At 69.8% G+C, this 15,108-nt stretch carries 7 protein-coding genes; 2 read left to right on the top strand and 5 right to left on the bottom strand.

Going from position 1 to position 15,108, the window contains the following annotated elements; genetic code table 11:
* Positions 1-607: 607 nt before the first annotated feature.
* A complete protein-coding gene (locus POL72_RS35220) occupies positions 608-1,885 on the top strand; it encodes a serine hydrolase domain-containing protein (protein WP_272101183.1) in 1,278 nt (425 codons plus the stop codon).
* A gap of 225 nt (positions 1,886-2,110) precedes the next feature.
* Here the strand turns inward: POL72_RS35220 and POL72_RS35225 are convergent, their stop codons facing one another.
* Entirely contained in the window at positions 2,111-5,269 is a 3,159-nt protein-coding gene (locus tag POL72_RS35225) for an NHL repeat-containing protein (RefSeq protein WP_272101184.1), read from the bottom strand.
* An 815-nt stretch (positions 5,270-6,084) separates the two neighbouring features.
* Here POL72_RS35225 and POL72_RS35230 point away from each other — a divergent pair.
* A complete protein-coding gene (locus POL72_RS35230) occupies positions 6,085-7,626 on the top strand; it encodes an amidase (protein WP_272101185.1) in 1,542 nt (513 codons plus the stop codon).
* Between the two features lie 127 nt (positions 7,627-7,753).
* Here POL72_RS35230 and POL72_RS35235 read toward each other — a convergent pair whose 3' ends face one another.
* From POL72_RS35235 to POL72_RS51020, 4 genes are all read right to left on the bottom strand, one after another.
* A complete protein-coding gene (locus POL72_RS35235; protein WP_272101186.1) occupies positions 7,754-9,562 on the bottom strand; it encodes a glycoside hydrolase family 44 protein in 1,809 nt (602 codons plus the stop codon).
* Between the two features lie 50 nt (positions 9,563-9,612).
* Positions 9,613-10,974 carry a DUF1552 domain-containing protein gene (locus tag POL72_RS35240; RefSeq protein ID WP_272101187.1) on the bottom strand — a complete coding sequence of 454 codons (1,362 nt, stop codon included), beginning with the start codon at positions 10,972-10,974 and terminating at the stop codon, positions 9,613-9,615.
* Between the two features lie 29 nt (positions 10,975-11,003).
* Positions 11,004-12,494 (bottom strand): DUF1592 domain-containing protein, encoded by a 1,491-nt coding sequence (locus POL72_RS35245; protein WP_272101188.1) that lies wholly within the window; start codon positions 12,492-12,494, stop codon positions 11,004-11,006.
* A 780-nt stretch (positions 12,495-13,274) separates the two neighbouring features.
* A complete protein-coding gene (locus POL72_RS51020) occupies positions 13,275-15,086 on the bottom strand; it encodes an adenylate/guanylate cyclase domain-containing protein (protein WP_272101189.1) in 1,812 nt (603 codons plus the stop codon).
* Positions 15,087-15,108: the final 22 nt, after the last annotated feature.

Raw genomic sequence — 15,108 nt, forward strand, 5'->3', positions numbered from 1 at the left:
GAGCTCAGCATTGAGCGGAATGCCCACCGCATCGTCCGCTGGCGCGCAAGTGCGCGAGTGACGGGGGGGGGGCGAGACGACGAGAGAGGCAGCGGGGGAGACGTCAGGCCACGAGCGCCCGCAACCCCGCCTCGCGGGCGCGTCGGGCGCCGCTGGTCTGGAGTCGATAGGACATGACAGCATGTCGGGGTCGGCCGGTGAAGGACGCCCGTGATCGGTGAGCTAGCCTCCAAACGAGCTCGGAACGGGGCGGAGCGGGGCGGAACGGAGCACAACGGGGCACAACGGGAACAGCGCGTTCATTCGTCCGCGGTCGTCCACGGTCGTCCAGGATGTCATCTGCTTGCGTCATCCCGCAATCGATTGCGCTTCCATTCCAGTCGTGCCAACTCCATTGGAGGGGACGCGCCGGACCTCTCAGCTGAAACCAGCGGCCAGGTGGAAGCTCTTTTTGGCGGTGCAGCTCGAAGGGGAGACGGCAGGTCACGCTGGCGTACATATTGCGAGCCTTCACGCCAGACGCCCACGCTGAATGCGCCTCCGGCCCTCCGGGGGGCAAACGCCGTGGAAGGATTCGTTCTGCATGAAAGCAAGGTTGGGAAGAGCCATGATCGATCAACGACGAGGGGTCAACCGCAGGACGTTCTTGCAAGGGATGACCCAGATCGCCTCGGTGGCCGCCGCGGCGCCTGCGCTCGGTTCGGACCCATGGAGAGGCGCCTGCTCGACCACGCTCACCACGGGGCGGCCCGAGGACGTGAACATGAGCTCGGAGCGGCTGGAGGACGTCTTCGCGCGGATCCAGCGCCGCGTGAACGACGCCCTGTTTCCCGGCGCCACGGCGCTGGTCGCCCGGCACGGGGTCATCGTGGGTCACCGGGCCTTCGGCAGCAAGGTCGCCGGCGCCGACGAGCCGGTGACGCTCGATACGATCTTCGACGTCCAGTCGATGAGCAAGGTGCTCTCGACCGCGGCGACGGCCCTCGCGCTCGTGGAAGAGCGCGTGATCCGGCTGGACGCGCCGGTCGCCAGGTACCTGCCGGAGTTCGCCGCCAACGGAAAGGGGGCTGTCACCGTCTACGACATGCTCCGTTATTCGTCCGGTCTGCCGCTGGACAACCAGTGCTTGGATGAGGACGTCGAGACGGCCTGGTGCATCATGGCCGAGACGCCGCTCGAATACGCGACGGGCAGATCGGCGCTGTACAGCGATCTCACGTACCGCCTCCTCGGCCGCATGATCGAGGCCGCCGCGGGGGACGATCTCGACGCCATCGCGAGAGAGTGCATCTGGCGTCCTCTCGGCATGAGCGACACGATGTACAACCCGCCTCCGGAGCTCGTCGAGCGCATCGCGGCCACGGGGTACTCCGCCCGCCGGGGCTGCCTCGTGCGGGGCCAGGTGCAGGACGAGCAGGACTTCGCGCTGGGCGGCGTCGCCGGCTGCGACGGCGTGTTCACCACGGCGCGCGACGTGGCCGTCTTCTGCCAGATGATCTTGAACGGCGGCGCCTACGGCAACGCCGAGGTCTTGCGGCCCGATCTGGTCCGGCAGATGAAGAAGAACAACACGCCCTACGTGACGGAGGCGGCGACCGACACCTCGCCCATCAACAACCTGCTCCTCGCCCCGAAGGGCCTCGGGTGGGAGCTGCGGACGCGGCGCTTCTCGAACGGCGGCATGCGCCTGTCGCCGCGCTCCTACGGAAAGGCGGGCGGCGCCGGCACGTTCATGTGGGTCGATCCCGATCTCGAGATCATCGGCGTCCTCCTGACCAACCACGGCCTGCCGCAGCCGTTCGACGAGCTCGGCTGGAACCGCATGCTCGACAGCGTCGGTTGCACCGAGTTCTTCGACGGCATCATCAACGCCGTGCACCGCTGAGCGTCGGCGCCGCTCTGGTAGAGCGTGCTGGCCGTGTCGCTGCTCCTGTGACCCGGGACAGCGCGACCGACGTGATCGCGGTCGGGAAGATCGGCCTCACGGGCCCGTTCACCGGGCAGCGACCTGTCGATGCGCGACACCGGCGACTGACCTCGCGGAGCGGGGAGCGAGGGAGTTCAAGCTCCCGCTCCGCGAGGCTGGCTTGCAGGCAGAGAGGCGAGGTCGTCAGGGATTGAACGTGGCGACGAAGATGTCGCCGCCCGCTGCGTAGGGGATCGGGCCGGTCCCGAAGTCGACCGGCGCGCCCGTGCTGCCGGTGATCGCAACCGTGCCATTCGGAGACACGGCGATGTCCTCCACGAAACGGTTGAGTGGATCGCTGCTGGGCGGGTCGAAGGCGACCGACCAGAGCTTGGTCCCGTTCTCGTCGAGCTTGGCGAGCCCCGAGGGCCCGGCGACGAACATTCCGCCGGCAGGATCGAGGAAGATCCGATGGAAGTGAGGGGTCGTGTGGGTGGAGATGACCTCTCCTGCCGCGTCCAGCTTGAGCAGCACGGAAGAATCCTCCACGGCGCCGCCGCCGAAGTCGACGGTGCCGTCCGTGAAGCCCGTCACGAGGACCTCGTCCGCCGCGTTGACCGCCACCGAATAGGCCGCCGCTCGGGGGTACGTCGCCATCGACGGAAACTGTTTTTCCCACAGCACGGCCCCCGTCGAGGCGATCTTGGTGACGTTGAATGTCGTCGGCCACGGGAGCGTGCCCGTAAAGACGCTTGGGGTCGCCGCCAGCACGTTGCCGGCGCTGTCGAGCGCGATGCCTCCCGCTCCCGTTGCCTGTGTATAGCTGTACATCCCGGGCAGGCCGGCTGTCCAGAGGACGGCGGTGCCTCCGGCGCCCACCTTTGCCAGTCGATAAGATTCATCGACGACATGGAGCACGTACACATCGCCGGCGCCGTCGACGGCAGCCTGCTGTACCATCCAGGGCCAGCCCGAGGTGCCGAGTCTGCCCGGGAAGCCGTTGCTCCAGATGTGATTGCCATCGGAGTCGAATGCGGCCACGAACAGCGTGCCCTCATCGAGAACGGGCGGGAGGGGACCCCCACCGAGATCCGGACCTGGCGTGAGAGTTTCACCGTCATAAACCCCGACGAGCACGATATTGCCGCTTCCGTCGACGGCCATGGTGGCGTTCGCGTCGTTGTATTCGGTCCCGAAGCGCTTGCTCCAGATCACCGAGCCAGCGGGATCGAGCTTGAGGAAGAAGACGTCCGACCCCCCTGCGCTGGTGACGGGGCCGGCGCCGAAGTCGACCGTTCCTCGGAAGCTACCCGAGACGTAGAAGTTGCCAGCGGCGTCGCTCATGATGGACAGCCCCAAGTCGTCGCCGGACCCCCCGTATCCCCGCGCCCACGGCGGAAGCCGGGGGCAATCGGGCACGCCGTCGCAGCTCTCGTCCACCGGCGTGGCGCAGATCTCGTCGGCGGGCGTCACCGCGCCTGTGCAGGGCCCGTAACCCAGCCCATCGGAGCGGCACGTCTGCGTCCCGGTGACGCACGGCCCGACGCCGACGGTCCCCACGGGGCCCGTGTAGCAGGTGAGGACCGAGCCCGGCACGCACGTGCCTTCCGTGCTGCCACCGCCGCCCGCGCCGCTGCCGCCGTCGCCGCTGCCGCCTGCGCCGCTGCCGCCGTCGCCGCTGCCGCCTGCGCCGCTGCCGCCGTCGCCGCTCCCGCCGCTGCCCGCAGTCTCGCAGTCCCACTCGCCGCCGTCGCAGGGCGGGCTGAACGTGGCGACGAAGATGTCGCTCCCCGCTGCGTAGGGGATCGGGCCGGTCCCGAAGTCCGCCGGCGCGAGCGCCCTCCCGGTGACGGCCACGGTGCCGTTCGGCGAGGCCGCGATGTCCTTCACGAGAGGATCGAAGTCGACCGACCAGGTCTCCGTCCCGCTCGCGTCGAGTCTGGCAAGGCCGTGCCCGACGACGAACATGCCGCCTGCGGGATCGAGGGTGATCTTGTCGCCGAAGCGAACCGAGCGGCTGAAGAGATGCTGGCCTCCGGCGTCCAGCTTCACGAGCGCGGCCCCACGGGGGAGCACGCCGCCGCCGAAGTCGATGGTCCCGTCCGTGAAGGTCGTCACGAGGATCTCGTCCGCCGCGTTGACCACGACCGACGCGGCCAAGGGGGCGGCGGATCTGTCGGTCGAGCTCGACGCGAACGATCGTTGCCACAGCAGCGCACCACCGTAGCTGAACCTGGTGACGATCAGCTCGAATGGAGGGAATTCCGGGTCACTATGGCTCACCTCCTCCACCACGATCACGTCACCTGCGTCGCCGACCGCGAGGCCTGCTGCGACGGTGCCCGGGTCGTATGTAAGCACTTGACCCCCACCGGACCAGACGGGTCCTCCGGCCACGGAGCGCGTGAACCCCACGATACCGCCGCCGTCGTCGAAGAGCATGAACACATCGCCGTCGCCATTGACAGCGAGTTGTTTGGGCTCAGCGCCAGGGATCATGATCTCGAAGTCCGTGTTCGTGACCTGATTGCCTTCGTGGTCGAATCTGGCGCCGAAGACCGAGCTCCCGTTGTAGTAGCGGCCGACAAGGACGATGTTTCCGCTCCCGTCGACGGCGATGGTGGCGCTGTCATCGTCGTGCGCGGCCCCGAAGCGCTTGCTCCAGATCACCGAGCCGGAGGGATCGAGCTTGAGGAAGAAGATGTCGGAGCCCCCTGCGCTGGTGAGGGGGCCGGCGCCGAAATCGACCGTCCCCTCGAATTCACCCGCGACGTAGTAGTTGCCGGAGGCGTCGCTCACGATGGATAGACCGTCGTCGTCGCCGGGGCCGCCGTATCCCCGCGCCCACAGGGGGAACCGAGGGCAACGGGGCTCGCCGTCGCAGTTCTCGTCCACCGGCGTGGCGCAGATCTCTTCGGTGGGCGTCACCGCCCCCGTACAGGGGCCGTAGCCCAGCCCGTCGGAGCGGCACGTCTGCGTCCCGGTGACGCACTGCCCGATGTGAGCGACCCCGACGGGGCCAGTATAACAGGTGAGGACCGAGCCCGGCACGCATGTGTCTGGCGTGCTGCCGCCCGCGCCGCCGGTGCCACTGCCGCTCGCGCCACCACTGCCGCTGGGCCCGATGCCGCCGCCCTCGCCGCCGCTGCCGCTGGGCCCGCTGCTGCCGCCCTCGCCGCCGCTGCCGCTGGGCCCGATGCCGCCGCCCTCGCCGCCGCTGCCGCTCTCGCCTCCGCCACTGCCGACAGCACCGGCGCCGCCGCCCTGATCACCGGTCGTGGAGCCGCCGCCCGTTTCGGCGCCGCCGCCCCCGCGCACCACGAGATCGCACGCCGTGGAGGTGAGGACCACCGCGATGGTCAACGCTGCCGCGACACCGCTGCCTGACCTGGATGGTACTGAAACAAGCTGCTCAGGGTCTCTGGTCATGCCGCGTCCGATGCCCGGCATGACCAGAACATTCACGCTCCGCCACGAGCCCGACGAGAGGCAAGATGCTCCGACGCGGCAGACGGCGGCCGTGAACATCACGATGAGGATCTGCCGGGCTCGCTGCGAGGTCAGGAAGATGGTGCTGCGACAGGGCCCACCGGTGACCATCGCGAGCTCGACAGAGACGATGATGCCGGTCGCAAGTGTCTTGAGCGACAGCGGCTCAGGCGACCGAAACCAGACCAGGAGACAGCCGAGCGACGCGCACAAAGCTGCGAGCTCGAAAGGCGATGTGGGGATCCGGCGGTTCGACGGAGAGCATGGCCGGGTGGGTACCAGGGGGCAACACGACGCGGGGTTCCCTCCACGGATCGTCGAAGACATGGTCGGCGCCGAAACCGCGCGCGCTGAGCGCCGTAGAGGGACCAGGAGCCACGGGGCGAAGTCGGCACCCTTCGGTGCGTGGATCGACGATCGAGATCGTGTAGCCGTCGCACGAGGGTGGGCGGATCGCATCAGGGTACGGTCGTCCGAGGTGGGCGTGGCGATCGCCGCGTGAGGCCCCGGGGTCGCATCGTTTCCTCGTTCCACGCGGGACGGCTGTGGCCAACGTGCCACCAATTGCCGGTATCCTGCTGTGCAATGGCTCGTTTCCTGTAAAGGCATCATCTAGGCGTGACGAATCGCGGCGTGCGTCTCGCGAGCCGTGCGACGCTGGCTCACGACGCTCCCGTGGGGAGGAGAGTATGACCCAATCTGCAAACGTCGATGACCCGGGCGCTGCCGGGCACACAGGGGAGATCTCGCGCCGCTTCTTCTTGCGGGCGTTCGCCGGGAGCGTGGCGGCCCTGTCGGGCGCGTGCGATGGGATGACGCCCGTCGAGGAGCCTGCAGCGGAGGCGCTGTCGGAGCTCACGCGGGCGACCGGGGGGCAGCTGGCGGATCTGATCCGCCGGAAGCGGGTGTCGTCGCTCGAGGTCGTGGAGGCGCACCTGGCGCGCATCGCGAAGATCAATCCGCGGCTGAACGCCGTGGTGAAGCTCCGCGCCGACGAGGCGAGAGCGGAGGCGCGGGCGGCGGACAAGGCCCTGGCGAGCGGCAAGCCGCTCGGCCCGCTGCACGGCGTGCCGATGACGATCAAGGATTCCATCGACACCGCCGGCGTGGTGACGACCGGCGGGACGGCCGGGCGAACGAATTTCGTTCCGAAAGAGGACGCCACCGTGGTCCGGCGCCTCAAGGAAGCGGGCGCGATCCTGCTGGGCAAGAGCAATACGCCCGAGATGACGTGGTCGTACGAGACGAACAACGCGGTGTACGGGCGCACCAACAATCCGTATGGCCTTGACCTGTCGCCGGGCGGCTCCAGCGGGGGGGCGGGCGCCATCGTGGCCGCGGGCGGCTCGCCGTTCGACGTGGGCAGCGACACCGGCGGGAGCATCCGTGTGCCGTCGCATTTTTGCGGGATTGCCGGGCTCAAGCCGACCGCTGGCCGCATCTCGCGGACGGGCCATATCGTCCCGGCGGAGGGGTTGCTCCAATCGTTCACCGTGCTCGGGCCGATGGCCCGCTCGGTCGACGATCTCTGGCTGCTCTTCAGCGTCCTGGCGGGGCCCGACTGGCGCGACGCGGCGCTGATCCCGGCGCCGCTCGGCGACCCGAAGCACGTGCAGCTCAGGGAGCTGCGGATCGCGATGCACACCGACAACGGGATCGCGGCGCCGGACGCGGCGGTGCGCCAGGCGGTGGTGGACGCGGCGGCGGCGCTGGAGGCGGGCGGCGCGCGGGTGGAGTCGAAGAAGCCCGACGCGCTGAGCGACGTGCTCACGATAGACGCAGATATCTTCCGGGCGGACGGCGGCGCCTGGTTGAGGCGGCTCCTGGATCTGGCCGGAACCACGGACCCCGGCGCCGAGGTGGACGCCGCGCTCGCGAGCGAGCCGCTGTCGAGCGGGGAGCTGACCGCGGCAGTCGAGCGGCTGGACGCGTGGCGGGGGCGGATGCTCGGCTTCATGAAGGATGTCGACGCCATCGTCTGCCCGCCGTGTGTCCTCGAGGCGCTGCCCCACGATGCGTGGGTCGAGCACGGAGTCTACGCAGGATTCAGCTACTCGTTCGCTTACAACATGACAGGGTGGCCGGCGGTCGTCGTGCGCGCGGGCACCTCGTCGCGAGGAACGCCGGTCGGCGTCCAGATCATCGGCCGCCCCTTCCGCGAGGATGTCGTCCTCGCCCTGGCCGGCCACATCGAGCGGGAGCTCGGCGGCTACCGAGCGCCGGCGATCTGACGGGAGCTCGGTCCGGTCTGCCGTGTCGGTCCGGGGGGCCTCCGCGGGTCCCATCCCGACCCGTGTCGAGTCTCCGCATTCCTCGACGGGGCTTGTCTCGACGACGCTCCGGACGAGGGGGACGCGACTATCGGGGGACCAGCACCGACACGCTGTGGGCCGGCATCGCGTAGGTGAAGGCGTTCGTGGCGCGCGGCGCAATCGGATCCGCACGCACGAGATCGGCCTTGGTGGATGTGAGTTGCCACGTGTCGATGGCCGTGTAGCTCTCGTAGGCGGCGAGGGTCACCGCGGCCGTGAGCGGGGCCGCGGTCTTGTTGATGGCGACGAGGACCATCCGGCTCGGATCGGCCTCGTCGATGCTCGCGTACACGGTGGCCTTGGCGACGTCGCTCGTCTCGGCGCGGACGGACGTATCGCCGAAGCGCGCGCCCTGCCCGTCGTAGCTCGTGAAGGCGCGCACGCCGGCCCGGAGCATCGAGACCTCTTCGCCGGGATCCCAGATCGTCGCGAGGAACACGCCTTCGCGGCCGAAGACGCCGAGGGCGTCGGCCTGCGCGATCGCCCCGGAGATGTGGTTGCCGCCCCCGTAATTGTACTCGGTGATGCCGAGGGCGGTGCCCGGGTAATGGGCGTCGATGAGGCCCTGGAGCCAGGGGATGAGCTTGATCGGGCCGCGCACGACGTCCTTCGCGATCCAGCTGTCCTCGACGAAGGTCGGGTCCCAGAGCGAGCGCGGCGCCTGTACGCGGGCCTCGACCGACGCGGGGGAGGCGTCGGAGCCCGTGAGGCGCTCGCCGTTCGCGTAGATCTCCGTGTACCAGTGCAGGTCGAGCACGTCGACCAGGCGGCGCCCCTCGCTCGTCTCGGCGGCCTTCATGGCGTCGAGCCAGTACTCGATGAAGTTGCCGTCCGCGTCGGGCGCGTCCTGGAGGCTGACATAGCCCGAATACCCGTAGGAGACGAAGCCGGTGACGAGCGCATTGGGCGCGACGTCCTTGATCGCGGACGCGAACTCGATGTTCTTGTCGACGAGCTCGGCGTAGCGCACCGGCTCCGGGTGGATGCGCTCGTGGCTGTGATTCCAGAGGTCGGGCTCGTTATCGAGCGAGAACAGCACGCTCGCGACGTCGCCCTCGAAGGCGCCGGGGAAGGCCTGCTTCATCCAGGCGACGAACTCGTCCTGGTACACGGCGTTGTCGTTGAGATTGGGCGACGAGGAGAAGGGAGCGCCCTTGCGCGCGATCGTCGGGTGGAAGCGGGTCTCGAGGTAATTCCGGGTCTGGTTGACGTCGCCGCCGCCGTTCTTGTCCGCCGCGACATAGCCGCAGATGGGAATGGTCGCGATGAAGGCGGCGCCGTGCGTCAGCGCGCCCTCGGCGTGCATGCGCACCGCCTCCCCGGGGACATCGCCCTTCGGGCTGTTGTCGACGAGGTGCGCGTCGTTCTGGTGCATATAGTCTGAGCCGGCGTTGGAGGCGTTGTTCTCCCAGTTGTACGCGGTCATGCGGTTGCCGCCCATGCGCACGACGGTGGTGCCGCGCTGCTCGCCGTCCAGGTCTTCGGCCCAGTTGGCGCCGTAGATGAGCCGGCTGATGGGGCGCACGTCCCGATCGGCGCGCACGGTGAACGTGACATCACCCGGGCCGGGATCGCCGGGCTCGACGAGGTCCGCGGGAGGATGGCCGCCGGACCCGCCTTGACCGCTGCTGGCCGTGCCGGTGCCGCCGCCGGAAGCGCCGGCGCCGCTGCTGGCCGTGCCGGTGCCGCCAGAAGCGGCGGCGCCGCCGCCGGAAGCGCCGGCGCCGCCGCCAGAAGCGCCGGCGCCGCCGCTGCCAGCAGAGGAGGTGTCGGCGTCGTCGCCGCAGCCGAGGAAGGCGGCAGATGCGAGGAGGACCAGCGTGACGTGCAAGAAGGGCGCGTGTCGAGAAAGCATGCGGTGCATGTACTCCATCGTCCGCGGGATCGCGGCGCGCGCTGGCGCGGTCAGACCTGGATGCCCGCGAGCGGCGACGTGACCCGCCCCGCGTCGATGCCGATCTCCTTGATCGGCAAACCCATGATCTGGGCGACCGTCAGGAGCGCCTTGCTCAGGTTGTCGCCGGGAAAGTTGTGGTGCTCGTCGCCGCGCAGCCGCCCTCCGGCTTTCCCGGCGAAGAGCACCGGCCATTCCGTCCTCGTGTGCACCTTGCCCCACGCGGTGTCGGACGTGACGTACACGAGAGAGCTGTCGAGCAGGTTCGAGCTGCCGTGCGGCGTGTTCTTGAGCTTCGTCAAGAACTCGTTCAGGCAGCGCATCGTGTAGATCACGCCCTTGTCGACGCGAGGCTGACTCGATTGGTCCCCGGCATCTCCGTGGCAGATGGTGTCGTGAAAGTCGTCGTTCATGTCCTGCGCGAGGTGCCGGTAGTAGACGTGCGCGGCGGGCAGCGAGAACATGAACGAGAGCACGCGGGTCCTCTCGCACGCGAGCGCGAGCGCCGAGAGCTCGACCATGGCGGCGTTCACGTCGGGGGGCGCCTCGCTCCGCGCATCCTTTCCGGCGGTGGGGGCCGTCGGGCTCTTGCACGCTGACGTCGAACCGCCTCCGGACGACATGGTCTCGAGGCGCTGCTCGATGGCCCGGATCGACTCGAGATGCTCCTCGATACGATGCTTGTCGGCCTCCCCGAGCCGCTGCTTCAGGCTCGCGCCGTCCTGCAGGATGGAGTCGAGCACGCTCTTCCGGACGTTCGCGATCTTCGCGGCCTGAGCCGCGCCGTCGTCGCTGGGCTCGGGCAAGCCGCTCATGAACAGTCGATTGAACACGGCCTTCGGATCGAACTCCGGGTTGTTGCGCGCGTTCGGCCCCTTGTGCGAGACCGTGTGCAGCGAGTCCTGAGGGCCGTTCGGCGTCGCAGGCGTCACCCCCACCTCGAGGGAGCGGTACGGCGCCCCCGCCGAGATGGCGTCCGCGACGACCTGGTCGATGGACGCGGCCCGCACGGCGTTCCCGCTGAGCGGCGCGCCGGTCGTGACCCCCGCCGACCCCGAGGGGTGCTCGACGCCCGATACCACGAGCTTGTTTTCGAGGCCGCTGATCACCGTGAGGTACGACTTGAGGTCCGCGAGGGGCTGGAGCTGGGGGCTGAGGTCCCAGGCCTGACCGGAGCCCGTGCGCGTCGGCTTCCAGCGACCGGGAAGCGTGCCGTTCCCGAAGAACCACGTGACGTAGAGCGGCGAGACCGGGGTCTTCGTCTGAGCGAGCGCCGTGCCGCTCTCGTTCAGCATGATCTCGAGCAGGGGGAGCGGGATCGTGACGGCGGCGCCCGTCGCCAGAATGCCCCGGAGAACAGTTCGTCGGTTCAAGGCTTTGTTCGTCATTGGGGTACCTGCGATCAGGGTTGGGGGGCGACGGACGAGAAAGCGTCGTTGGTCACGACGTCGAGGACCAGCTCGCGCAGCTTGTACCCCGACCCTTCGAACGAGGCGGTCAGCGCGTTGAGCACGCTCTCGTCCACCTTCCTCTCCTCGTGACCCGCTGCGTACATGTAGTACTTGCGGACGAGGCATTCCGCGACGGAGGCGTCCGCGCTGAGGGTCACGCCGAGCGCGCGCGCGTCGGCCACCGGCTGCCCGTCGAACTCGCCGCTCGGGTCGATCGGCAGGCCGTGGTCGGTCGTGCGGAAGCGGCCGATCGCGTCGAAGGTCTCGAGCGGCAGGCCCAGCGGGTCCATGTACGAGTGGCAGCCGGCGCAAGCGGGCTCGGTCCGGTGGATCTCGAGGCGCTGGCGCTTCGTGAGGGGCTTGTCCGCAGGCGGCTCCGGGAGCTCGAGAGCGACGTCGCCGGGGGGCGGCGGGATGGGCGTGCACATGAGGGCGTCGCGCATGAACTTGCCGCGCAGGGTGGGAGAGCCCTCCTTCTGGTTCGCGAACTGCGAGAGGAAGCCCGCTTTGCTGAGGATCCCGATGCGCGGGCCGTCCGCGGGCAACGAGCGGACCTCGAAGGCGCCCGAGCCGAGGCCGGCCGTGTCGAGACCGTAGACCTGGGCGAGGTCGCTGTTGACGACGACCTTCGTGGTCGAGAACAGGTCGAGCGCGCTCGCTTGATCGTCGAACGCGAGGACCTCCCAGGTGCCTCGCATGTCGCGGACCATCGCCGCTTGCAGCGCGGGGTTGTACTCCGGAAAGAGCCCCGAGTCCTTTGCCTGGGTGCCGATCCGATCGAGCCGCATGTACTCCTCGGCGAAGGCGCCGACCGCCTCGCGCCCGGCGGGCGTCTCGAGCAGCCGCGTCGCCGCCGCGCGGATCCCCTCCACCGTTCCGAGCGCCCCGCTCGCGGCCTCGTCGAGCAGCTCCTGGTCCGGCAGGCTGTTCCACAAAAGGAACGCGAGCCGGGACGCCATCTCGTAGCCCGTCAAGCGAAGCGACCCGTCGGCGCTCGGCGCCCCGAGCTCCGGGCGATACAGGAAGTTCGGAGAGGTGAAGAGGGCCACGGTCGCCCAGCGAGCCCCCTCGACGGGGCTCTCGAGCTCGGTCGCGGCCTTCGCGGCGACGGCCGCGAGCCGGTCGAGCTCGGCGGCCTCGAGCGGGCGGCGCCATGCTCGAAGCCCGAGCGTCTGGAGGAAGCCACGCACGCAAGCGTCGTTCTCCGCGCCGCTGGGCGCGCAGCCGATGAACTGGTCCCGCTTCGCGCGATCCGCGAACACCGCGTCGACGGCGCTCTCGATGGCCGCGTGGTACTGCTCGACGCCTCGCTCCGAGGTCACGACGGTCGATGCGCCGATGACCGCAAAATTCCCGTTCCAGCTGTCGGCGTCGAGGTCATTGATATTGACTTCCACGCCGAAGACGTCGCGCACGGCGTTGCGAAATTGCGTTCTCGTCAAACGGCGCAACATCCCGGCCGCGGGCTGGAACGGCGGGGGATCCGCGTCCGTCGGTGATCCGCCGCTGCCGACACCCGAGTCCGTCGGTGATCCGTCGCCTCCGGCAGAGGATGCCCCACCGCCCTTCGTCGTGTCACCCAGCGCGCCCGTGCACGCGGCCGCGAATGCGAGCGCGCAAATGGCGGCGCCTTCTCTTGAGAAACGGAGCTCGTGCCAGGACGGCTTCTTCATCTTGCTCTCCGATGATGCGACGGGGTGACCCGACGGACCGTACCGAGGATTTCTCGACCCCCGTCGAATCGACGAGGTCTGTGGTGTCCTCCGGTGGCTCACCCTCGGTAAGAACACCAAGCACCATCGCTCGACCATCGCTTTCGCGGCGGTCGGGCGAACGGAGCTCTGGAATCGACAAGAACTCGATTGGATGACGAAGGGCGCGGCGCGCAGGGCGACCCGCTCATGCGCGAAGTAAAAGGATACCCCTTGAACCAAATGTGAACGATCACATGGCCGAGGTCAATGCCAATCGACCGGCCCGTGCCGCTCCGCGAGGCCGAGGGAGGGCAGGGCCGGCGAGCTCCTCCGGATCACTGCGTCAAGAGGGCGGGCGCCGGTCGCCGCGATCGCGCGAGGTGCGCCTGCTGCGCGGCGTCGATGTCGTCGCTCGGACGTGACGTTATTTGTGAACGTTCACAATATGGCGGAAGCGGTGCCATCCTTCCGGCGGGGCGGGGGAGTTCACCACCATGCGCCGACGGGCGCGGGCGCGCTGGGCCCCCTTCAGTCCGGATCGAGCGCGTACACGGCCGTGGTCGTCTTTCGCCCCGTGAGGTTGCGCTCGCCCAGCGCGCGCAGCGGGAACGCGTCGCCGGCGAGGTCCCTCGTCGCCGCGGAGACCAGCACCTGGTTCGGCGCCGCGATCGCCTCGAGCCGCGAGGCCACGTTCACCACGTCGCCTATCACTGTGTACTCCATCCGCTTGTCGGAGCCGATGTTGCCGACGATGGCCTCTCCGGAGTTCACGCCCACGCCGAGGCGGACCTCGACGTCGTACCGCTCGCGCCACTCCTCGTTCGCCGTCTCGAGGAAGCGCATCATGTCCTCCGCGGCCGCGAGCGCGCGGCGCGCGTGATCCTCCTGCGCGATCGGGGCGCCCCAGACGGCCATGACGCAGTCGCCGATGAACTTGTCGACCGTGCCCCCGTGCCGGAACACGATCTCGGTGAGCATCGAGAAGAGCTCGTTGAGGAGGGCGACCATCCGCTCGGCGTCGCGCGACTCGGCGAGCGGCGTGAAGCCGACGACGTCGGCGAAGAGCACCGACACGGCCGCCCGCTTGCCGCCGAGGGCGAGCGGGTGCTCGCCCCGCACGATCGCGTCGACGACCGCCCTGTCCATGAACCGGCCGAGATCGCCGCGGAGCTTCGCCTCCCGGGCGATGTCGGCCTCGCCTTGCTCCAGGTCCTGGGCCATGCGGCCGAGGGAGGTCGTGAGCTCGCCGATCTCGTCGCGCCGCCCCCGCAGCGCTTCGCCGAGCGCGATCTCGCGCCAGCGCCGGGCGCCGATGAGCCGCGCCTGCGCGACGAGGTGCAGGATCGGGCGCGTCACGTGGCGGGCGGTGACGAGCGCGAGGGCGAGCGCGAGGACGAGCGCGCCCGCCGCGACGGCGAGGCCGCGGCGCCGCATCTCATCGAGCGCTGCGAAGGCCTCCGGCTCCGGACGCCAGATCGCGACCGCCCAGCCGAGATCGGGCACCGTCTCGATGGCGCCGATCATCTGCCGGCCGCCCTCGTCGTGCGGGGCGAGCACGGTGATCCTGTCGTTCAACCCCGCGCCGGGGGGGAGGTTACGCCAGATCGGCAAGGATGAGGCGTCGCTGCCCGGCGCGACACCGGGCACCCCGAACGCCGCGATCACCTGGCGGTTGTGGCCCGCGATGAGCAGGCGCACGGCGCGGCCCCCGAAGCGGCGCCCGGCGATCACCTCCAGGTCGCGTCCGAGCATGTCGAGCGCCACCTCGGCGATCACGTAGCCGGCCGGGCCGCCCGGGGGAGGCGGCGCCGCGGCGCCTGCGCCTGCGCCCGGCGCGGCGCCGGCACCCGCGTCGCCGGCGGGCCGCACGCGGGCCACGAGGAGGCCGCGGGCCGGCCCGATCACGCCGAAGCCGACGCCGCGCTCGTCGGCGAGCCGGCGCAGCGCAGCCGGCGCGGCGGGGACGTCGGCGCGGGACGACGCCTTGCGGATCAAGGTGCTGATCCCCGCGTCGGGCACCTCGAGCCGCACCGCGTCGACGAGCGCGCGCGTCGCGACGAGGGCGCGCACCGAGGCGACAGCGTCCTCGTCCCGGATGGCGCCGCTCGCGGCGTGGCCGAAGATGGCCGCCGCGGCGACGGCATCGCTCTCGACATCCCGGACGAGCTGGATCGAGGCCGAGGCCACCTCGGAGAGGATCGACGCCTGCAAGCTCTCCTCGGAGGTCCGCACGGCGCGCTGGTTCACGTCCGTGAGGAGCGTGACGGCGACGGCCACGGGGACGAGCGCGATCGCCGTGAAGAGCGCGATCGCCTTCGTCTTGAGCGAGAACGCCCTCACGCGGAGGCCTCCGCGGGCGATG

This window comes from Sorangium aterium, assembly GCF_028368935.1.
Lineage (GTDB): Bacteria > Myxococcota_A > Polyangia > Polyangiales > Polyangiaceae > Sorangium > Sorangium atrum.

Coding starts and splice junctions, on each gene's coding strand:
- POL72_RS35220 (WP_272101183.1), top strand. CDS start 608: ATGATCGATCAACGACGAGGGGTCAACCGCAGGACGTTCTTGCAAGGG.
- POL72_RS35230 (WP_272101185.1), top strand. CDS start 6,085: ATGACCCAATCTGCAAACGTCGATGACCCGGGCGCTGCCGGGCACACA.
- POL72_RS35235 (WP_272101186.1), bottom strand. CDS start 9,562: ATGCTTTCTCGACACGCGCCCTTCTTGCACGTCACGCTGGTCCTCCTC.